Origin of the sequence: Salipiger sp. D13, from assembly GCF_003703915.1 — a bacterium.
Taxonomy (GTDB): Bacteria; Pseudomonadota; Alphaproteobacteria; order Rhodobacterales; family Rhodobacteraceae; genus Salipiger; species Salipiger profundus.
This window is the reverse complement of record NZ_ML112592.1, coordinates 271998-290157: the sequence shown is the minus strand read 5'-3', so window position 1 is coordinate 290157 and position 18160 is coordinate 271998. Positions and strand designations below refer to the sequence as shown.

Genomic DNA, 18160 nt, shown 5'->3' with positions numbered 1-18160 from the left:
CGGCGCGCTGCTCAGCGGTGACGGGCGGCTCCGCCCTGGCGCGCCGCTCGGCGCAGGGCGTCAGCCCTGGCCGTCGAGCACCGCGCGGAACTCGCGCCATTCACCCTTGGACATGCCCGAGGTCTCCTGCGTGACCTCTTCGCCCGCGAGCATCCGGCGGACGCAGTCGAGCGCCGTTGACGACAGCGTCGCGCCGCCCATGCGGTAATCCTCGAAGGCCTTGTAGGCGAAGGGCACCCAGTCCCGCACCATCTCGCAGATGGCATCGGCGTAGACGCGGATCTCGTACTGGGCGTGGCTGTCGGCGCGCAGCCGCAGGAAATGCAGCAGGTTGTGCAGATCGACCTTCCAATACCACTGCGTGTAGATGTTGGCCGGCAGGTTCATCCGCGCCAGCTCGCGCGCGAGGCCCTGCTGGCCCTCGGTCGAGATCATCTCTTCGTAGTGGTCGTAGGCGCGCATCGCGTCGTCGCGCAGGTAGCGCAGCACGCGGTCAGCCTCTTCGCCGGTGAGCGACTCGCCCCGGCCCTGGTTGTTGACCACGGATTGCGCGGCCAGATGCTCGGGCGCGGGCACGTAGAACTCGCGGTCGAGGATCGAGTAGCGCGCGGAATACTCGTTCACGTTGGCAGTGCGGTGACGGATCCACTGGCGCGCGACGAAGATCGGCAGCTTCACATGCAGCTTCACCTCGCACATCTCGAAGGGTGTCGAGTGCCAGTGCCGCATCAGGTAGCGGATGAGCCCCTCGTCGTTGCTCACCGACTTGGTGCCGCGCCCGTAGGACACGCGCGCCGCCTGGCAGATGGCGGAATCGTCGCCCATGTAGTCGACCACGCGGACGAAGCCGTGATCGAGCACCGGCTTGGCGGTGTAGAGATGCGCCTCCATGCCCGGGGCGACGGCCCGCAGGGTTTCTTGCGGCGTGCTGCGCTGCGCGTCGATTTCGGCCTGCTGTTCCGGGCTGAGCGGCATGGACGACCCCCTCGTCTCGATGTGAATCTTTTGTCACTCTATAGGGGGGAGGAGCGCAGATAAAAATAGCGTAGGGACACCCCCGGCGGCAACTGCGGCACTTCGGTCCGCACTCGACTTTTGCGCCCACCTCTCTACCCTCACCGAAAAGACCAAGGAAAGGAGCATGCCTCATGGGCATCAAGTATCTGCACACGATGGTCCGGGTGAAGGATCTCGACAAGTCGATCGAATTCTACAAGCTGCTCGGCCTCAAGGAGCGCCAGCGCAAGGAGAGCGAGGGTGGCCGCTTCACACTGGTCTTCCTCTGCCCGCCGGAGCAGGACGACGGCACCGCCGATGTCGAACTGACCTATAATTGGGATGGCGACGACGGGCTGCCGTCGGATTCGCGGCATTTCGGCCATCTCGCCTACACGGTCCCGAACATCTACGAGATGTGCCAGACGCTGATGGATGCGGGCGTGACCATCAACCGTCCGCCGCGGGACGGGCACATGGCCTTTGTGCGGTCCCCCGACAACGTCTCGATCGAGCTCCTGCAGGAAGGCGACGCGCTGCCGCCCGAGGAGCCCTGGGCGAGCATGGAAAACACGGGCCATTGGTAGGAGGCGCGGTTTCGCGCCTCGCCGCCGCCGTCACGCTGGGGGCCATGCTCTGGGCGGGCGGCGCGCGGGCCGAGGAGTGCCGTCTGGCGCTGCTTCTGGCGCTGGACGTGTCGTCTTCTGTCGATGACGACGAATACCGCCTGCAGAAGGAGGGGCTTGCCGCCGCGCTGAGCGACCCGGACGTGCGGCGCGCCATTCTCGAGGGCGAGGGGACGGTCGCGCTTTCGGTCTACGAGTGGAGCGGCCGTCGTCAGTCGGTCATGGTGCTGGACTGGACGATGCTTTCCGACCAGGGGCGGCTGGACCAGGCGGTTGGCACGATCCTTGCCGCACCGCGCAGCCACAACCGCTTTCCGACGGCGATGGGCTATGCGCTGGGATACGGGTCGCGACTGCTGGAGCGGGCGCCGCCCTGCCTGCGCAAGGTGATCGACGTGTCCGGCGACGGCATCACCAACGACGGCTTTCGTCCGCAGCAGGCCTACCTGCATTTCCCGTTTGCGAATGTCACGGTGAATGGGCTTGCGGTGCTTGGCTCCGATCCGCGCGTCGTCGACTATTTCCGCGGCGAGGTCGCCCATGGGCCCGGAGCCTTTGTCGAGGTGGCCGAGGGCTACGAGGATTTCCGCCGCGCGATGACGCTCAAGCTTTTCCGCGAACTCAACGACATGATCGTCGGCCAGCTGTCCGACGAGAAGCGGCCCGCTCAGTAGATGTAGCGGATCTGGTCGGTCCAGAAGCGTTCGAGCCGGCGCAACCCGTTGTTGATCATGTCGAGCCCGTCGAGGTCGATGACCTTGCGGCTTTCGAGCCCTTCGGAATGGCGTTCGAACAGTCCCTGCACCATATCCCGGATCTCGCGCCCCTGCGCGGTCAGCCGCACCCGCACCGAGCGCCGGTCGATCTCGCAGCGCTGGTGGTGCATGTATCCCATCTCGACCAGCTTCTTGAGATTGTAGCTGACGTTGCTGCCCTGGTAGTAGCCACGCGACTTGAGCTCGCCGGCCGTGACCTCGTTGTCGCCGATGTTGTAGAGCAGCAGGGCCTGGACGGCGTTGATCTCGATGACGCCGGTGCGTTCGAACTCATCCTTGATCACGTCGAGGAGCAAGCGATGCAACCTTTCTACCAGCGCCAGCGTCTCGAGATACCCGGTCATGTAGCCGGACTGCGGCGCTTTTCCCATGGAGGCATGAATGCTCATTACCGTCTCCGCCTGTTCTGTCTGAACGGCAGCTTTGGGGCAAAAAGACCAACAATCTGTTAAGTCGCCTAGGATGCTCGGAAAACCGGAGCGACCGGATCAGCCGTTGCAGGACGTCCGGGCGATGTCGTCGACAAGCGGTTGCAGCGTCTCGGGCGCAGGGCGCTGGCCCGACACCCACTGGTAGAGATCCTGGTCGTTCTCCTCGAGCAGCGCCTCGTAGCGGTCGAGCTCGACCGCATCCATGGAGGCAAGCCGCGCGTCGGCGTAGCGCGTCAGGATGATGTCCATTTCCTTGATGCCGCGCCGCATGGAGCGCATCGAGAGCCGCTTGAGGCGGTGTTCCCGCAATTCCTGGGTCATCACTGGTCCTTGAGTAGCTGGCGCAGGTTCTTTTCAAGCCGGCCGAGACGGTCGCCGGCGGTCTGCATCTGGGTCTTGAGCGCGCGGATTTCCAGAAGCGCCTCGTTCACGTCGGCGGGGAGCACTGAGGTCGCATCGTCGGGCGCGGGCAGGCCTTCGCCCTCGCCGGTCAGCAGCCAGCCCATCGAGACGTTGAGCAGCCCCGCAAGCATCTGCAGCCGGTTGGCACGCGGCTCGGAAAGGTCGTTCTCCCACCCCTGCAGGGTCTTCAGCTTGACGCCGAGGCGCCGTGCCAGCTTTTCCTGCCCCATGCCGGCCGCCTCGCGTGCGGCAGCGATGCGATCACCGAAGGTTGCGGCCTCGGGGCCATACCAGTCCGTCTGTTCGTTCATCTGGCTCTCCTCCGCCCGGGCGGGCAGTTTACACGGCGTTGCAAGCCGCTTGAACGGGTGCGGTGGCCACCCTATGACAGTCGGGACTCCAACACAAACGGTGCCCCGATGGCTTTTCTCTCCGACACCCTGTCCCGCGTCAAACCCTCGCCCACCGTGGCCGTTACCCAGCTCGCGGGCGAGCTGAAGGCGCAGGGCCGCGACGTGATCGGACTCGGTGCCGGCGAGCCCGACTTTGACACGCCCGACAACATCAAGGAGGCGGCGATTGCGGCCATCCATGCGGGAAAAACGAAATACACCGCGCCGGACGGGATCGCCGAGCTGAAGCAGGCGATCTGCGACAAGTTCAGGCGCGAGAACGGGCTGGACTACGCGCCCGCGCAGATCAGCGTCGGCACCGGCGGCAAGCAGGTGCTCTACAATGCCTTCATGGCGACGCTGAACCCCGGTGACGAGGTCGTCATTCCCGCGCCCTACTGGGTGAGCTACCCCGACATGGTGAAGCTGGGGCAGGGCGAGCCGGTCATCGTCGAGGGCCAGCCCGAGCTTGGCTACAAGATCACCGCCGCGCAGCTCGAGGCGGCGATCACGCCGAAGACCAAGTGGTTCCTGTTCAACTCGCCGTCGAACCCCACCGGGGCCGGCTACACCCGCGACGAGCTCAAGGCGCTGACCGACGTGCTGGTGAAGCACCCCCACGTCTGGGTGATGTCCGACGACATGTACGAGCACCTTGCCTACGACGGGTTCGAATTCTGCACGCCGGCGCAGATCGAGCCGGCGCTCTACGACCGGACGCTCACCGTCAACGGCGTGTCCAAGGCCTATGCCATGACCGGCTGGCGCATTGGCTACGCCGGCGGCCCCGTGGAACTGATCTCGGCGATGCGCAAGATCCAGTCGCAATCGACCTCCAACCCCTGCACGGTCGCGCAATGGGCGGCGGTCGAGGCGCTGAACGGCACGCAGGACTTCCTCGCGCCGCGCGCCGAGGCGTTCAGGCGCCGGCGGGATCTTGTCGTCGAGCGGCTGAACGCCATCGAGGGCATCACCTGCCCGGTGCCCGAGGGCGCCTTCTACGTCTATCCCTCCATTGCCGGTCTCATCGGCAAGACCTCGGCGGCCGGCACGGTGATCGCGGACGACGAGGCCTTTGCCACGGCGCTGCTCGAGGAAACCGGCGTGGCCGTTGTCTTCGGCGCGGCCTTCGGGCTCAGCCCCAACTTCCGGGTGTCCTACGCGACTTCGGACGAGGCGCTGACCGAAGCCTGCGACCGCATCGCGCGGTTCTGCGACGGTCTGTCGTGAGCCGCGCCGCGCAGGGAGTGAAACGCCATGGCGGATGATCTGCCGGAATATTACTTCCGCGTCCGCGAAAACGGGGCGACGGTGTTCCGGGTCGATACGGAAAACCGTCAGCGGCGGATCGACATGGACCAGATCGCCGTGGTCAATCTCAACCGCGACGACATCAAGCCGCACGGCGACCGCACCCTGAGCGCGGCGGATCTTGCCGCCATCCGGGCCTGGATGGACGAGCGCAAGGCACTTCTGGCGATGCGCGACATCGACGACATTCACCGCGCCGTCGACACGCTCAACCTCACCACGCAGTGGGCGCAGACGCGGGCGTCGGAGGCGCAGCTCGAAGCGGTCACAGACGACCTGCTCATGGCGATGCACGACCTGCGCAGCGTGCTGGTGCGCAAGAAGGCGGAGCGGCTTCCGAAGAAATGATCTGCCCCGGTCGATTCCCCTGCGGGCATGGGGTGGCCGGCGGATCGGTTTCAATTCGGAAACAATGAGCGCGCGCGGCCAGCTTTGTCCGGGAAGAGTGGGCCTGTGTCGCCTCGAGGGCCATAAAATTGACTCGCCCCGAAAGCCTGATACGCTTTTTTCAAGTTTATCGATTTATTCCTGACCTTGGGGGAAGTGATGCGTTTTTCCACGATTTTGGCCGCGACGGCGGCGTTGACGATGACCGCCTCGCAGGCGCTTGCCTGGGGCGACATGTACATGGGAGACGCCACCGCCGACCCCAGCCGGCAGCCGCTGATCCAGGCCTATCCGGCCGCGAACTACTGCCCGTCGGGCAAGCAACCGGTGATCGTGGGTGGTGTGATCTGCTGCGGTGTGCCGACTGCGGGCACCTACTACAACCCAGCCGACTACATGCCGGTGAAGCGGGTGAAGAAGACCGTCACCCGTTCCTACATGCCCCGCGCCTACGCGCCGGAGGGCGAAAAGGGCGTGATCTACAAGTAAACCCGCCCCGGCAGGCCCTTGGCAAAGCCCGGCAGGCCGCGTATACGCGCGGCCTGAACCATTTCGGGGATCGACCATGCAGGGCAGTGCCAATCTCAACATCATGATCAAGGCGGCGCGCAAGGCGGGCCGCTCGCTGGTGAAGGATTTCCGCGAGGTCGAGAACCTTCAGGTGTCTCGGAAAGGCGCGGGCGACTTCGTCAGCCGTGCCGACATCGCCTCCGAGAAAATCCTGAAGGAGGAACTGCTCGGCGCGCGTCCGAACTACGGCTGGCTGGCCGAAGAGGGCGGCGAGATCGCGGGCACCGACCCGACCCGCCGCTGGATCGTCGACCCGCTCGACGGCACCACCAACTTCCTGCACGGCCTGCCGCACTGGGCGATCTCGATCGCGCTCGAGCACAAGGGCCAGATCGTCGCGGCGGTTGTCTACGACCCCGCCAAGGACGAGATGTTCTACGCCGAGAAGGGCAACGGCGCCTGGCTCAACGACTCGCGCCGCCTGCGCGTCTCGGGCCGGTCGCGGATGGGCGAGGCGATCTTTGCCACCGGTATCCCCTACGCGGGCAAGAACACGCTGCCCGCGACGCTCAAGGATTTCGCCCGCGTGCTGCCGGAATGCGCCGGCGTGCGGCGCTGGGGCGCGGCGGCGCTCGACCTTGCCTACGTGGCGGCGGGCCGCTTCGACGGCTACTGGGAGCGCGAGCTGCACATCTGGGACATCGCCGCCGGCCAGCTGATCGCGCTGGAAGCGGGCGCGCTGGTGGAGGGCGTGCGCGAAGGGCAGGATCCGCTCGAGAGCGGCAGCCTCCTCTGCGCCAACAACGCCATCTTCGACGGTCTCGCCAAGCTCATCCGCAAGGAGTGAGCCGCCCCGGGCGGGCACGCTCAGGACGGACGTTCACGGAAGCCGGGCACGACGCCCGGCTTTTTCGTTTTGCAAGTTCCTAGCGGTCGGACGGATGGTTGACCCCGTCGTTCCACGGGATCGGCTCGTGGTCGGCCGGGTTCACGCCCTCGATGGCGCCCATGTTGACACCGTATTCGTTCGGGTTCGAGCGGCGCCGGTGATACATGTAGATGCCGCAGACCGAGCAGAAGTGATGCTGCGCCGTCATGGTGCCCCACTGGTAGAGCGTGAGGGTCTCGGCGCCCCGCACCACCTCGAGCCCGTCGAGCGGGGCGGAGACCGCCGGCACCGCCCGGCGACGGCAATAGGAGCAGTCGCAGCGCCGGGCGGTCCTCAGCCCGTCCGAGAGCGTGACGCGCAGCTCGACGGCTCCGCAATGGCAGGTGACTTTGACGGGATCGGTCATCGGCGGCGTCCTGTTTTCGGCACCCGTGTCAGTTCGGGCGGGCGTTGCGGAGGATGTGGCGGTTTGCCGTGGGTGCGGCTCCAGTAGGCGGGGCCGCCACGCCGCAGCCAGTGAGGCAGGATAAGCAGCATACCCGCCGCGAAGCCACCCAGATGCGCCCAGTAGGCCACGCCCGAGCCGCCCGCCGGGGTGCCGACGCCGCCGAAGAGCTGCATCGCGAACCAGACGGCGAGCATGATCCAAGCGGGCACGGGCAGGATCTTGAAGAAGACGAGCAGGAAGATGAAGATATCGACGCGCGCCTTCGGGAACAGCAGAAGGTAGCCGCCCATCACCCCGGCGATGGCCCCCGAGGCGCCCACCGTGGGCACCGGCGACATGGGTGCCGACAGGTAGTGCACCACCGCCGAGATCACGCCGCAGACGAGGTAGAAGCCGAGAAACCGGCCGTGTCCGAGCTCGTCCTCGATGTTGTCGCCGAAGATGAAGAGGAACAGCATGTTGCCGGCCAGATGCATCATGCCGCCATGCAGGAACATCGAGGTGGCGAGCCCGGCGAGCCCGGTGCCTTCGCTGACCAGCGCGGGGATCAGCGCCCAGTCGTAGAAGAAGGCGTTGAGCGCCCGGGGGTGCCCGAACAGCGACCAGTAGCTGATGAAGATGCCGATGTTGGCCACGATCAGCCCGTAGGTGACATAGGGCGTGCGCCCCGAGGGGTTGTGATCGCGGATCGGAAACATGCTCTGACTTTGGCGCGGAAGCGCGCCGCGTCAAGCATCGTCGGCGGTATCCGGGCGCGGCGCAGGGCCGCGCCCGGGACAGGTTACATGTTGCCGCCGAGCAGCTGGGCGTTGCCGCCCGAGGCGGTGGTGTCGATGCAGACGTGCCGCTCGGCGCGGGCATGGCCCTTGTCGGGCGTGCCGGTGACCAGCGAAACGATCGGGCCGTCTCGCTTGGCCAGCGCCGCGCGGTAGGCGCGGGCGGTATCCTCGTCCCCCCACCAGACGGCTGCCGAGATACCCTCGAGCGCGGTCAGGTCTTCGGGCGCGATCTTGCCGTGCGCGGCGACGGCGACGCCGCCCATCGCCCGGATCGCCTCGGCCTGCGCCGCGGCGCAATCCGAGCCCGGCCCGAGGCAGAGCACCGGCGGGCGGGCATGGGTGGTATACTGGTTCGCCTCGCCGGTGGGGCCGGGCAGCTCGGTAAGCTTCGGTCCGGCGCCCGGTCCCGCCGCGTCGAGCGCCGCGCGCAGCCGGTCGGCCACGTCGCGGGTCGACCAGTTGCCGACGGGGCCGTCGTGCGCGTGGTGGCGGAAGCGGTCACAGTAGAGCGGGCCGCCCGCCTTGGGGCCGGTGCCCGAGAGCCCTTCGCCGCCGAACGGCTGGCTGCCGACGATGGCGCCGATCTGGTTGCGGTTCACGTAGAGGTTGCCTGCCTCGACCCGCTCGGTGACATGCTGCACCCGGTCGTCGATCCTTGTCTGCAGGCCGAAGGTCAGCCCGTAGCCGGTCGCGTTGATGCTGTCGATCACCCGGTCGAGCTCGGTCGCCTTGAAGGTGGCGACATGCAGCACCGGGCCGAAGATCTCGCGTTCGAGATCCTCGATGCCGCCGACGCGGATCAACGCGGGTCCGATGAAGTGACCCTCGGAGGGCACCTCGATCTGGTTGATGAGCCGGCCGTCCTTGCGGGCAGCCTCGACGTAGGCGGCGATGCCGTCATGCGCCTCGGCATCGATCACCGGGCCGAGGTCGGTCGACAGTTCCCACGGCTGGCCGGGGCGCAGGGCGTCCATTGCGCCGGTGAGCATCTCGAGGAAATGCGGCGCGATGTCCTCCTGCACATAGAGACAACGCAGCGCCGAGCAGCGCTGGCCCGCCGACTGGAAGGCCGACTCGACGATGGCCCGGACGGCCTGCTCGGGCAGGGCGGTGCTGTCGACGATCATCGCGTTGAGACCGCCGGTCTCGGCAATGAGCGGCGTGCCCGGGTCGAGGTTCTCGGCGATCGAGCGGTGGATGATCTGCGCGGTCTCGGTCGAGCCGGTGAAGGCCACGCCTTTCACCTGCGGGCAGGAGGTCAGCGCCGCGCCGACGTCACCGGCGCCGGGCAGCAGTTGCAGCGCCGTGGTCGGAACGCCGGCCTCGTGCAGAAGCTGCGCCGCGCGCCATGCGAGCACCGGCGTCTGCTCGGCGGGCTTGGCAAGCACGGCGTTGCCGGTGGCGAGCGCCGCCGCGATCTGGCCGGTGAAGATGGCCAGCGGGAAGTTCCACGGCGAGATGCAGGCGAACACGCCGCGCGGCGGGGCGCCATCGGCGCGGGCGGCGTAGTAGCGCAGGAAGTCCACCGCTTCGCGGATCTCGGCCACCGCGTCGAGCAGCGTCTTGCCGGCCTCGCGGTGCAGGATGGCGAAGATCTCGCCGAAATGCGCCTCATAGAGGTCGGCAGCCTTCAGCAGGACGGCGGCGCGCTCCGAGGGCGTGGCCTGCCACGGAGTGGCGGCCGCGGCGGCGGCGGTGACGGTCTCGGGGCTGGCCCAGGTGATCTCCCCCACGTCGTCGCTCGGCATCGCGGGGTTCGGGACCCGCTCGGTCGCGCCGACCGGCGCCTCGACCGCGAGCAGCGGACCGGCCTGCCAGCGATGGTCGCGGAAGGGGATGCGCGCGGTGTCGATGTGCGACAGCGTCGGCCGGTGGGTCAGGTCGAAGCCCATCGAGTTGCGCCGCTCGGGCTCGAACAGCTCGGGGCCGCGCGCCAGCGGGCGCTGGTCCTGCATCTCGAAGGGGTCGGCGGCCACGGTCTCGGGCGGCACTTCCTCGTCGACGATCTGGTTCACGAAGGAGGAGTTGGCGCCGTTCTCGAGCAGCCGGCGCACGAGGTAGGCCAGCAGGTCGCGGTGCGCGCCCACGGGCGCGTAGATGCGGCAGCGGGTGCCCGCCTTGGCCATCACCAGCTCGTGCAGGGTCTCGCCCATGCCGTGAAGGCGCTGGAACTCGTAGGCCTCGGTGCTCACGCCCTCGGCCATGTGCAGCACGGCGGCAACGGTGTGGGCGTTGTGGGTGGCGAACTGCGGGTAGATCCGGTCGGTCATGCCCAGCAGCTTGCGGGCATTCGCGATGTAGCTGATGTCGCTGTGCGACTTCGCGGTGAACACCGGGAAGCCCTCGAGCCCCATGACCTGCGCGCGCTTGATCTCGGTGTCCCAGTAGGCGCCCTTGACCAGCCGCACCATGATCCGGCGATCATGCGCCTCGGCCAGCGCGTAGAGCCAGTCGAGCGTTTCCGAGGCGCGCAGACCGTAGGCCTGCACCACCACGCCAAAGCCATCCCAGCCGGCCAGCGCCGGCGCGGCGAAGGCGCGGGCGATGACGTCGAGCGACAGCGAAAGCCGGTCGGATTCCTCGGCGTCGATGTTGAGCCCGATGCCGGCTTTGGCGGCCTGTTCGCAGAGCTGCTGCAGGCGCGGCACGAGCACCTCGATCACCGCGTCGTACTGGGCTTCCTCGTAGCGCGGGTAGAGCGCCGAGAGCTTGACCGAGATGCCGGGGTTGTCACGGGTGTCGGGCGCCTTGGCGGCGCCGGCGATGGCGTCGATCGCCTTGGCGTAGGCGTCGAGGTAGCGCAGCGCGTCGTCCTCGGTGCGGGCGGCCTCGCCCAGCATGTCGTAGCTGTAGGTGTAGCCCTTGGCTTCCTGCGCGGCGCCGCGCTTCATCGCCTTTTGGATGGTCTCGCCCAGCACGAACTGCGCGCCCATCTCGCGCATCGCACGACCGACCGCGGTACGGATCACCGGCTCGCCGAGCCGCTTCATGGCCGCGCGCAGGTGGCCGGCCGGGCCGGGGCGCTTCTCGGGGTCGAGCACGCGACCGGTGAGCATCAGCGCCCAGGTCGAGGCATTGACCAGCGGCGAGGTCGAGCGGCCCATGTGCCGGCCCCAGTCCGAGGGCGCGATCTTGTCCTCGATGAGCGCGTCGATGGTCTCGGCGTCGGGCACCCGCAGCAGCGCCTCGGCAAGGCACATGAGCGCGATGCCCTCGTCGGTCGACAGGCCGTATTCCGCGAGGAAGACCTCCATCATACCGGGCCGGGTGCTGCCCCGGATGTCGCGGACGAGCCGCGTGGCCTTCTCGCAGATGGCGGCACGGTCGGCATCGCTCAGCGCGGCATCCTCGCGCAGCCGTGCGACGGTGGCGGCCTCGTCGGCATAGGTGTTCTGGTCGATCAGAAGGCGAACGTCGGGGGCAATGTCTTTGGGCATGGCATGTCTCCGGAGATTTTTACCAGACTACAGTAGTCGAGGAAGTCGTTTTGCCTTAATCGGGCACAGGAGCGGTGCGTTCTGACCGAAAATCACGGAATTCTCGATGCAAAGTGAAAATGACGAGTTCGATCGCTTCGACCGGGCGATCCTGACAACCCTTGCAGCCGAGGGGCGAATCTCGATCACCGAGCTCGCCCGCAGGATCGGCTTGTCGAAAAGCCCGACGCAGGCGCGGCTGCGTCGGCTGGAAGAGCTCGGCGTGATCCGCGGCTACCGCGCGATCCTCGACCCGATCCGGCTGGGGCTCGACCACGTGGCCTTTGTCGAGGTGCGGATGTTCGATACCCGGGAAAGCTCGCTTGCGGCCTTCAACGAGGCGGTGGCCGCAGTGCCCGAAATCGAGCAGGTCCACCTGATCGCCGGCAACTTCGACTACCTGCTCAAGGTGCGCACCGCCGACATGCGCAGCTATCGCCGGGTGCTGGCCGAGAAGATCTCGACGCTGCCGCATGTCTCCACCACGTCGACCTATGTCGCCATGCAGGCGGTCAAGGAGGATGCGGCCCAGTCCACCCCGGATACGTCCTCGGACGCGGACTGAGCCGGTCTGGTCAAACGCGCGGATTTGCGGCATGAGTCGCGCCGGGCCCGCGTGGTGGAATGGTAGACACAGGGGACTTAAAATCCCTAGCCGCTAAGGCGTGCCGGTTCGAGTNACAGGGGACTTAAAATCCCTAGCCGCTAAGGCGTGCCGGTTCGAGTCCGGCCGCGGGTACCAAGGCAAAATTCCCCATTGATATTGCACGGAAAATTCGCGTTTGTGTCCACCTGATTTCAGGTGGTGGACACTTTACCCGAAATCCAACCCCCGAATGGAGGCCATCGCCTCGCCTGCGAGTCGCGCCCGCTGCGCGCTTTTTGTGTAGATCGCGGAGGTCGTCGGCGATGCGTGAGAGAGCACCGACATGATCTGGTGCTCGGTCGCTCCTGCATCGGCGAGGATGCCGCCAAGCGCCTTCCTGAGCCCGTGCGAAGATCTGCGCTCGAGCCCGGCATCTGCGGTCCAGCGTCTGACCCTCTCGGCCAGCACCGGTCCGTTGGCAAACGGCTGGCCCTGCTGGTTCAGGATGTAGGTGCGCCCGATCACGCCGGTTGCCCTGACGGCCTCGGCGAGCTGCGGCGCCATGGGCATCGAGGTGTGGCTCGATCCCCGCTTCGACGGCTGCCATTCGATCCAGGTCATACCATCCCGTCGCACCTCGTTTGCGCGACCGAGCTTGGCAAGGTCCGAAAGGCGCGCGCCCGTGAACAGCGCCAGCATGAGCCAGACCCGGGCCGAGGTGCCCTGCGGGTGCGCCTTCATGAATGCCTGCACGTCCCCGGTTGACCATGGCGTGGTGCCGCCCTTGGAGCGGTGCACGCGCTTGATGCCGACGCATGGGTTCGCGTCCAGCCAGTCCATGCGGTCATATGCGGCGCGCAGCGCCTTGATCGTATTGTCGGCCTGTGCGGTCCTCGCGCCCCATTGCGCAATGATGTGGCGCAGTGCGGCCGGCGGAAGGTCGCAGTGCAGCGCCCCCATGCGCCCGGTGCCGCTGTCGTCCGGCATGTCGCATGCGCGCTTGAGCAGGCTCTTGCGCTGCCGGAGCGTCAGGCGGGATGCCTGCCCGTGGCGCACGTCGCTCTCCAGCAAATCGAGGTAGGCATCGACCAGTGCGTCGAGGCTCATGGCGGGGGCGAGGCTCTGCTGTACCACCTCGGGGTTCTCGCCGCGCCTGGCGGCGTGGTAGAGGGCAGAGAACTGCGGGTCGTCCGGGCCAACGGGGATCGTAACGCGCCGTGCGGCGTTGCCTTTGACCCGCACCCGGTGAAGCGTTCTTCCGCCGCGCTTCTCCGGCACATAGCCCGGAAACTGAACCCGCATGTCACTCATCCCGTCTGACCCCACTTGCGCGGGAGATTACCGGGGCGCGGCTCAGATTCGTCAACCTGCTTATGTTCCGCGACCTCGAAGCCGCCGTCTGGCATCACCCGGACGATTCCCGGAACGAGGCCGGCTTCGCGCATCGCGGCAAGCACGTTGGCTACAGCGGATTTTGAGGGGCGGGCGGCAGGCATCACTTGCCCTCCTTGATGGCATCAATGATGGAGGCGACGGCGAAGCAGGCGACAGCCAGCATTAATGGCTCTCTCGTCTCGCCTCCACTCAAGCCCACGGCCAGGTTTATGAACAGAAATGTCCATCCTGCGATCCACCACATCACGCGCTCCCCTCGGCCGGGTTCATCTCGAGATCGACCTGGGCCAGCAGCTTCGCCACCGCCGCGCGGCGCTTCCGCTCGGCGTGTTGCTTCTTCTTCGGCGGAGCTTTCGGATCGGCGAGCACCGTCAGCGCCTCAAGCATCTGCGCTGTGGCGCGATGATCGAGTTCAGTCAGCTCGTTGATCCACATGCCCACGCCGAGGATCACGAAGGACGCGCCGGTCATGCCGAGCGCCCGTGAGCCCTTCTCGGTGCAGTCGAGTAGGTGCTCATAGGCGATCTGCCGCAGCCTGCTTTGCTCGGCCTCGTCAGGCCTGTGAATCGGTTTGCGGGGGTCACCCATCGACCTGCCCTCCATGTGCCTGGGCCCGCGCATCCCGCGCCTCCTGACCGGCAGCTGGGTCGGCCCGAAGGTAGTCGAGATAGGGCGACAGCGGGTCGGCCAGCGCGGTCAGGAACGCCCTGCACAGCGCGTGCACGTCTTGCCCCTCGCAGTATCCCTTGTTGTAGGCATCTGCGGCGAAGCTTGCGGCCAGGGCGATGTGCCGTCCCGCCGCGCGCTGCTCATCGGCGATCGGCTGCCCACTGATCGAAAGATCATAGGCCGAGAGCATGGCTCGCGCGGCCTCTTGGATGGTGAGGTCGCGCTCCGGTGCGATCTCTTCGCTGCGCTGTTGCAGCATCATGGCGAAGTTTGCCACGTCCACCGGGTCACCCTTGTCCACGTGGTCGCGGAGGAGGCAGGACAGGAACTGTTGCGAGCAGTTTTCTTTGTCTTGCCAGCCGCCGCGCCCGTCTGAGCGCTTCTTCACGAGCTTGGCCTTCATGGCGACGGCGAAGCGGTCAACGGCTAGATCGTCGGGGTGCTGCTCGCGCGCCGGGGTGGCAGAGAGGGCGGCGCGAAGCTGGAACATGGCATCGCTGTGCACGATCTCGCAGGCTTCTCCGTCATCTGCTTCGATGGAACGCTCGGTGCCGTCCTCGGCGCGGTAGAACATGAAAGCCTGCTCATCGACGGCGCGAGCCGCCTCGCGCAGCCCCTCGATCTCGGCGAGATGCCGGGTGTTCAGCGCCTCGGCCGCTTCCAGCTCGGAGCGCAGGCGGTCGCGCTCGGCGGCAGTCAGTTCTGCGAGCCTGGCCAACTCAAACATGTGGTTTGTCACCCATTTCGGGTTTGCCGTCCTGTTGGCGAACCGAAGGGACCAGTGCGAAAGTTCCTGCATCCGGGCATCACGCATATCAGCGCTCATGTTCTCGATGTCGTGGAGGAAATGGTCTGGGTAAGTGAGCCGTTCCACGCGCTTGGTGTCTGCCTTCATCTCGGTCATGCCGTCTCCCTCCGTTCGCGGCAGCGCATTGCAAGCTCCCGCATGGTGATCTCGACCGCGCCGGCGGCGACGGCCTTCTTGCGCAAGCACATGCTCACGTCGAAATGCTCTCGGGGTGTGCCGGCCGCCTGCAGCCATCGGCGGGCGAGACCGATCCGGTCGGCCATCGCGAGCAGCTCGTCGGTGCTGTCCGCGATCATGTGGGACATCTTCATCCGCCCGAACTGGCCCATAGGCGACAGGTGCATGTCATCGACGTAGACGGTCATGCTGCCACCCCTGTGATTTCCTCGAGGCTACGGCCAGTCATGCTCAGGGTATGCCCGAGGCGCTTCTCCGTCTCGACGTAGCGGCGGTAGAGGTCGCGCATCAGGCGCGCAGCGGTCGTCAGGTCGCCCGCGCTGGCCATGATGCAGAACACGCAGGAGAGGCGCGTCATGCCCGCGTAGTAGGCCCAGTGGGGCCTCTGGCCAGCGGATAGGATCGTGGCAAACACGTCGAAATGCAGCATGTCGTGGATCGGCAGCCAGTCGATCCATTCCCGGCCGGCGACAGAGCATCCGGCGTTCCTGGTGACGGCCTGTCGCTTGGCGCGGGCCGGGCTTTCCTGGGCCCGCATCCCCATGCAGTTGACGATCCTACCGCCGAACTGGGGATTTGCTTTCAGGTAGCGGCGAAGCTCACGCTGGATTGGGCCGCGCTTCAGGTCGCTTGTGCACTGGCGCTGGCCCGGGCTCGGAAACATCCGGCGATGCTCGACCATGTCGAAGAACGACTTTCGGGCTCTGGCGATGATCAATGGGACATCGCCCATTGTCGAACGGATGTGCTCGATGTTCCCGGGCCACTCCACCTCGCCGAGATCTGCATGCACGACGACGATCTGCGAATCCGGCACGCCCATGCGGCGCAGGGCAATCAGCATCGCTTGGCTGTCCTTCCCTGCGCTGTGGTTCACTGCGAACAGCGCTCCGGCGTCGAGCATCGCGGCGATTTCGCCTGACATCTTCATGCCGCGACCTCCTCGTTAGCTTCGATCAGGTGTTCGCAGTTCGCCCGGGCCAGCGCTTCGGCCACGGGCGGGCTCACGCTGTTGCCGCAGCAGCTGACCTGCACGTCCTTCGTGAACTCGCGCCAGGTCCATTCGCCGTCGGCGTCTTCCCAGACGCCTTCGATCACGTAGTCGGGCGGGAATCCCTGCGCGTTGAAGAGCTCGCGTGGGGTGAGCATGCGCAGGCCGATGTCGACGACCACGAAGGTCTCGCCGTCGCGCTCGATCGTTACGAACTCCCGGTCGTCCCATGCGCCATGCTTCCGAAGAAGCTCGGCGACGGCCCGGGCCCGGTCATGGTGCTGCAGGTCGAAGGTCGGCGCGGAGAGCTTCGCTTCGACGTGGCCGAACCGATCCTGCACGGTCACGGTGTGCAGGGGCTCGTCCATGCGGGCGCCGTCGCCGGTCCCGTAGTATTTCGCGAAGAAGGCGGCGACCGGCGTCTGGTTGCTGCCCGCCGCGGTTACGGTCGACAGGGGCTCCAGAGCGCTGTGGCCTGCATGCGAGCCCATGCGCGGCCCGCCGTTCTGCTGGGCGATGAAGGCCGCGCATGTCGCATGCTTGATGCCTCCGGCCACGATCGTTCCTAGCGGCTGATGCAGGTCTAGAGAGCGCGGCGCTTGGCCATCCCGCTCACCGTAGCCGGTCTGGATCAGCGTCGGGATGATCACCGCGTTCTGGTCCTTCCGGCTGGCGCAGATGGTGTGGTGTGGCTGGTCGACGGGGCGGCAGGCGCCGCCCTGCTGCGCGTAGGTCAGCACCGGGGCGATGACTGCGTGCTGAATGCCGCCGACAGTCACGGTGCCGAGCGGATCCGCGAGCGGGTATTCCCGCCGCCCGCCGCTGTCGCCGTGCGCGATGCTGGCGAGGTAGGGCGCGAGCACGCCAAGCGGCGCCGCACCGCCGGGGCGCTTGATGTAGCTGTTCGCGGTGACGGTAGGCATGGGCGCGGACATCGGCGAGCCGGTCGCTCCGCTGTTGAAGCGCGTGATGCTCGGCGCGATCACCGCCTTTTCGCCGCGGTGGGCCCCGGTGATCGTGCGGAACGGATCGGCCGCGCTCTCGGTGCGCCCGCCATGGGTCAGGTTAACGAGGAACGGCTCGTCGGCGTCGATGACGTAGCGCTTCATCCCGCGCGCCACCCGGGCAAGCGTGTTCTCGGCGAGCGGTCGCTTGGCGCGCAGCCCGTGCTTCGCGAAGATCTCCGCCGAGCTGTCGAAGATGGACGGGCAGGGCAGGGACCAGTCGATGCACTCTGCGGCGGTGCGATAGGGCTGGAGCTTTCCACCGCGCACGGCCTCGCTGCTCGGGTCTCCATGCGTCGGCTCGGGCCAGACGATGGGCTTGCCGTCGAAGCGGATGATGACGAACAAGCGCTTGCGGATCGTTGGGGCGCCGTAGTCGCAGGCGCGCAGTTCGCGCCGCTCGATCGTGCCGCCGAGCTTGCGCAGCGCCTTGCACCATTTCAGGAAGGTCTGCCCCTTACGCTCGGGGCACGGCATCAGGCCCTTCTCGGTCTCGATCAGCGGGCCCCAGCCCGCGAACTCCTCGACGTTCTCCATCATCACGACATCGACCTTGCCGCCGCTCTTCTGGATGCGCTCGATCCAGCCCGGAATGATCCAGGCGAGGTCGCGGATGTTCCGCGCCACCGGCTTGCCGCCCTTGGCCTTGGAGAAGTGCTTGCAGTCGGGGCTGAACCACATCAGGCCGATGTGCCGGCCCGACAGATGGTCGAGCGGGTCGACCCTGAACACGTTCTCGCTCAGGTGCATGGTCTCGGGGTGGTTCGCCGCGTGCAGGGCCAGCGCCGCCGGGTTGTGGTTGATGGCTATGTCGGGCCCACGGCCGAGCGCGTTCTCGATGCCGGTGCTGGCACCGCCTCCGCCGGCGAAGCTGTCCACGATGAGGGGGCGCGCCTCGTCTGCGCGCGCCTCGGGTTCCGGGAAGTCGAACATGTCACGCATCAGAGCCACCCCTTCACGGTCTTCACTGCCCACCAGACGATCAGCGGCCAGGCGCACAGGCTGAGCGCGATTCCGGGCAGGATCCACCAGCCGCGAGGCCGGAAGTGCTTTCGTGATTTCTGGGGCATGACTGGCTCCGATGCTGGTGACCATCGCAACGCCCCG

General features: G+C 66.9%; 23 protein-coding genes and 1 tRNA gene. 8 read left to right on the top strand and 16 right to left on the bottom strand.

Annotation, left to right across the window (positions count from 1 at the left end):
* Positions 1–60: 60 nt before the first annotated feature.
* On the bottom strand, positions 61–975 hold the full coding sequence (thyX, locus tag D6860_RS08245; protein WP_076622329.1) for an FAD-dependent thymidylate synthase: 915 nt from the start codon (positions 973–975) through the stop codon (positions 61–63).
* 173 nt (positions 976–1148) lie between these two features.
* Between thyX and D6860_RS08240 the strand changes: the two genes are divergently transcribed.
* Positions 1149–1583, top strand: coding sequence for a VOC family protein (locus tag D6860_RS08240; RefSeq protein WP_076622328.1), 435 nt, complete (start codon positions 1149–1151; stop codon positions 1581–1583).
* A 44-nt stretch (positions 1584–1627) separates the two neighbouring features.
* A complete protein-coding gene (locus tag D6860_RS08235) occupies positions 1628–2296 on the top strand; it encodes a DUF1194 domain-containing protein (RefSeq protein WP_076625232.1) in 669 nt (222 codons plus the stop codon).
* On the opposite strand, the gene D6860_RS08230 is transcribed toward D6860_RS08235, so the two are convergent.
* The 3 genes from D6860_RS08230 to D6860_RS08220 form a co-directional block, all read right to left on the bottom strand.
* Complete coding sequence (locus D6860_RS08230; protein WP_017469679.1) at positions 2290–2787, bottom strand: MarR family winged helix-turn-helix transcriptional regulator; 498 nt, start codon at positions 2785–2787, stop codon at positions 2290–2292. The two genes, D6860_RS08235 and D6860_RS08230, sit on opposite strands and share 7 nt — an antisense overlap.
* Before the next feature lie 99 nt (positions 2788–2886).
* Complete coding sequence (locus tag D6860_RS08225; RefSeq protein WP_076622327.1) at positions 2887–3150, bottom strand: succinate dehydrogenase assembly factor 2; 264 nt, start codon at positions 3148–3150, stop codon at positions 2887–2889.
* The gene (locus D6860_RS08220) at positions 3150–3542 is read right to left on the bottom strand and encodes a helix-turn-helix domain-containing protein (RefSeq protein WP_076622326.1); all 393 of its coding nucleotides are present in this window, start codon (positions 3540–3542) and stop codon (positions 3150–3152) included. Before D6860_RS08220 ends, D6860_RS08225 begins: the two co-directional genes overlap by 1 nt.
* A 108-nt stretch (positions 3543–3650) precedes the next feature.
* On the opposite strand from D6860_RS08220, the gene D6860_RS08215 reads away from it, so the two are divergent.
* From D6860_RS08215 to D6860_RS08200, 4 genes are all read left to right on the top strand, one after another.
* Positions 3651–4853: a pyridoxal phosphate-dependent aminotransferase gene (locus D6860_RS08215; RefSeq protein ID WP_076622325.1), complete on the top strand. Its 1203-nt coding sequence runs from the start codon at positions 3651–3653 to the stop codon at positions 4851–4853.
* Between the two features lie 27 nt (positions 4854–4880).
* On the top strand, positions 4881–5282 hold the full coding sequence (locus D6860_RS08210; RefSeq protein ID WP_076622324.1) for a hypothetical protein: 402 nt from the start codon (positions 4881–4883) through the stop codon (positions 5280–5282).
* Between the two features lie 240 nt (positions 5283–5522).
* Entirely contained in the window at positions 5523–5810 is a 288-nt protein-coding gene (locus tag D6860_RS08205; RefSeq protein ID WP_254681405.1) for a hypothetical protein, read from the top strand.
* A gap of 76 nt (positions 5811–5886) precedes the next feature.
* Positions 5887–6678, top strand: coding sequence for an inositol monophosphatase family protein (locus D6860_RS08200; protein ID WP_076622322.1), 792 nt, complete (start codon positions 5887–5889; stop codon positions 6676–6678).
* Positions 6679–6757: 79 nt separating this feature from the next.
* Here D6860_RS08200 and D6860_RS08195 read toward each other — a convergent pair whose 3' ends face one another.
* From D6860_RS08195 to putA, 3 genes are all read right to left on the bottom strand, one after another.
* The gene (locus D6860_RS08195) at positions 6758–7126 is read right to left on the bottom strand and encodes a GFA family protein (RefSeq protein WP_017469686.1); all 369 of its coding nucleotides are present in this window, start codon (positions 7124–7126) and stop codon (positions 6758–6760) included.
* Complete coding sequence (locus D6860_RS08190; protein WP_076622321.1) at positions 7123–7866, bottom strand: rhomboid family intramembrane serine protease; 744 nt, start codon at positions 7864–7866, stop codon at positions 7123–7125. Before D6860_RS08190 ends, D6860_RS08195 begins: the two co-directional genes overlap by 4 nt.
* A gap of 83 nt (positions 7867–7949) precedes the next feature.
* Positions 7950–11384, bottom strand: coding sequence for a bifunctional proline dehydrogenase/L-glutamate gamma-semialdehyde dehydrogenase PutA (putA, locus tag D6860_RS08185; RefSeq protein ID WP_076622320.1), 3435 nt, complete (start codon positions 11382–11384; stop codon positions 7950–7952).
* A gap of 106 nt (positions 11385–11490) precedes the next feature.
* Here putA and D6860_RS08180 point away from each other — a divergent pair, with 106 nt between their 5' ends.
* Both D6860_RS08180 and D6860_RS08175 read left to right on the top strand, forming a co-directional pair.
* Positions 11491–11988, top strand: a complete 498-nt coding sequence (locus D6860_RS08180) for an Lrp/AsnC family transcriptional regulator (protein ID WP_017467507.1) — start codon at positions 11491–11493, stop codon at positions 11986–11988.
* 45 nt (positions 11989–12033) lie between these two features.
* Positions 12034–12165, top strand: a tRNA-OTHER gene (locus D6860_RS08175).
* Between the two features lie 72 nt (positions 12166–12237).
* Here D6860_RS08175 and D6860_RS08170 read toward each other — a convergent pair.
* Genes D6860_RS08170 through D6860_RS25880 form a run of 9 tightly spaced genes read right to left on the bottom strand, consistent with a single transcriptional unit; the run spans position 12238 to position 18123 of the window.
* Positions 12238–13311: a tyrosine-type recombinase/integrase gene (locus D6860_RS08170; protein ID WP_157895865.1), complete on the bottom strand. Its 1074-nt coding sequence runs from the start codon at positions 13309–13311 to the stop codon at positions 12238–12240.
* A 5-nt stretch (positions 13312–13316) separates the two neighbouring features.
* Positions 13317–13505, bottom strand: coding sequence for a hypothetical protein (locus D6860_RS08165; protein WP_128549232.1), 189 nt, complete (start codon positions 13503–13505; stop codon positions 13317–13319).
* A complete protein-coding gene (locus tag D6860_RS25230) occupies positions 13505–13648 on the bottom strand; it encodes a hypothetical protein (protein ID WP_157895864.1) in 144 nt (47 codons plus the stop codon). Before D6860_RS25230 ends, D6860_RS08165 begins: the two co-directional genes overlap by 1 nt.
* Positions 13648–13992 carry a hypothetical protein gene (locus D6860_RS08160; protein WP_076625230.1) on the bottom strand — a complete coding sequence of 115 codons (345 nt, stop codon included), beginning with the start codon at positions 13990–13992 and terminating at the stop codon, positions 13648–13650. Before D6860_RS08160 ends, D6860_RS25230 begins: the two co-directional genes overlap by 1 nt.
* Positions 13985–14977 carry a hypothetical protein gene (locus tag D6860_RS25465; protein ID WP_076622319.1) on the bottom strand — a complete coding sequence of 331 codons (993 nt, stop codon included), beginning with the start codon at positions 14975–14977 and terminating at the stop codon, positions 13985–13987. Before D6860_RS25465 ends, D6860_RS08160 begins: the two co-directional genes overlap by 8 nt.
* Positions 14974–15246 carry a DUF4031 domain-containing protein gene (locus D6860_RS08150; RefSeq protein ID WP_076622318.1) on the bottom strand — a complete coding sequence of 91 codons (273 nt, stop codon included), beginning with the start codon at positions 15244–15246 and terminating at the stop codon, positions 14974–14976. Before D6860_RS08150 ends, D6860_RS25465 begins: the two co-directional genes overlap by 4 nt.
* Positions 15243–15989, bottom strand: coding sequence for a phosphoadenosine phosphosulfate reductase domain-containing protein (locus tag D6860_RS08145; RefSeq protein ID WP_206512189.1), 747 nt, complete (start codon positions 15987–15989; stop codon positions 15243–15245). Before D6860_RS08145 ends, D6860_RS08150 begins: the two co-directional genes overlap by 4 nt.
* On the bottom strand, positions 15986–17995 hold the full coding sequence (locus tag D6860_RS08140) for a DNA cytosine methyltransferase (RefSeq protein ID WP_083697735.1): 2010 nt from the start codon (positions 17993–17995) through the stop codon (positions 15986–15988). Before D6860_RS08140 ends, D6860_RS08145 begins: the two co-directional genes overlap by 4 nt.
* Complete coding sequence (locus D6860_RS25880) at positions 17995–18123, bottom strand: hypothetical protein (protein WP_256359817.1); 129 nt, start codon at positions 18121–18123, stop codon at positions 17995–17997. The genes D6860_RS08140 and D6860_RS25880 overlap by 1 nt, the downstream gene beginning before the upstream one ends.
* Positions 18124–18160 lie beyond the last annotated feature (37 nt).

Coding starts and splice junctions, on each gene's coding strand:
- thyX (WP_076622329.1), bottom strand. CDS start 975: ATGCCGCTCAGCCCGGAACAGCAGGCCGAAATCGACGCGCAGCGCAGC.
- D6860_RS08240 (WP_076622328.1), top strand. CDS start 1,149: ATGGGCATCAAGTATCTGCACACGATGGTCCGGGTGAAGGATCTCGAC.
- D6860_RS08235 (WP_076625232.1), top strand. CDS start 1,628: ATGCTCTGGGCGGGCGGCGCGCGGGCCGAGGAGTGCCGTCTGGCGCTG.
- D6860_RS08230 (WP_017469679.1), bottom strand. CDS start 2,787: ATGAGCATTCATGCCTCCATGGGAAAAGCGCCGCAGTCCGGCTACATG.
- D6860_RS08225 (WP_076622327.1), bottom strand. CDS start 3,150: ATGACCCAGGAATTGCGGGAACACCGCCTCAAGCGGCTCTCGATGCGC.
- D6860_RS08220 (WP_076622326.1), bottom strand. CDS start 3,542: ATGAACGAACAGACGGACTGGTATGGCCCCGAGGCCGCAACCTTCGGT.
- D6860_RS08215 (WP_076622325.1), top strand. CDS start 3,651: ATGGCTTTTCTCTCCGACACCCTGTCCCGCGTCAAACCCTCGCCCACC.
- D6860_RS08210 (WP_076622324.1), top strand. CDS start 4,881: ATGGCGGATGATCTGCCGGAATATTACTTCCGCGTCCGCGAAAACGGG.
- D6860_RS08205 (WP_254681405.1), top strand. CDS start 5,523: ATGACCGCCTCGCAGGCGCTTGCCTGGGGCGACATGTACATGGGAGAC.
- D6860_RS08200 (WP_076622322.1), top strand. CDS start 5,887: ATGCAGGGCAGTGCCAATCTCAACATCATGATCAAGGCGGCGCGCAAG.
- D6860_RS08195 (WP_017469686.1), bottom strand. CDS start 7,126: ATGACCGATCCCGTCAAAGTCACCTGCCATTGCGGAGCCGTCGAGCTG.
- D6860_RS08190 (WP_076622321.1), bottom strand. CDS start 7,866: ATGTTTCCGATCCGCGATCACAACCCCTCGGGGCGCACGCCCTATGTC.
- putA (WP_076622320.1), bottom strand. CDS start 11,384: ATGCCCAAAGACATTGCCCCCGACGTTCGCCTTCTGATCGACCAGAAC.
- D6860_RS08180 (WP_017467507.1), top strand. CDS start 11,491: ATGCAAAGTGAAAATGACGAGTTCGATCGCTTCGACCGGGCGATCCTG.
- D6860_RS08170 (WP_157895865.1), bottom strand. CDS start 13,311: ATGCGGGTTCAGTTTCCGGGCTATGTGCCGGAGAAGCGCGGCGGAAGA.
- D6860_RS08165 (WP_128549232.1), bottom strand. CDS start 13,505: ATGCCTGCCGCCCGCCCCTCAAAATCCGCTGTAGCCAACGTGCTTGCC.
- D6860_RS25230 (WP_157895864.1), bottom strand. CDS start 13,648: ATGTGGTGGATCGCAGGATGGACATTTCTGTTCATAAACCTGGCCGTG.
- D6860_RS08160 (WP_076625230.1), bottom strand. CDS start 13,992: ATGGGTGACCCCCGCAAACCGATTCACAGGCCTGACGAGGCCGAGCAA.
- D6860_RS25465 (WP_076622319.1), bottom strand. CDS start 14,977: ATGACCGAGATGAAGGCAGACACCAAGCGCGTGGAACGGCTCACTTAC.
- D6860_RS08150 (WP_076622318.1), bottom strand. CDS start 15,246: ATGACCGTCTACGTCGATGACATGCACCTGTCGCCTATGGGCCAGTTC.
- D6860_RS08145 (WP_206512189.1), bottom strand. CDS start 15,989: ATGAAGATGTCAGGCGAAATCGCCGCGATGCTCGACGCCGGAGCGCTG.
- D6860_RS08140 (WP_083697735.1), bottom strand. CDS start 17,995: ATGCGTGACATGTTCGACTTCCCGGAACCCGAGGCGCGCGCAGACGAG.
- D6860_RS25880 (WP_256359817.1), bottom strand. CDS start 18,123: ATGCCCCAGAAATCACGAAAGCACTTCCGGCCTCGCGGCTGGTGGATC.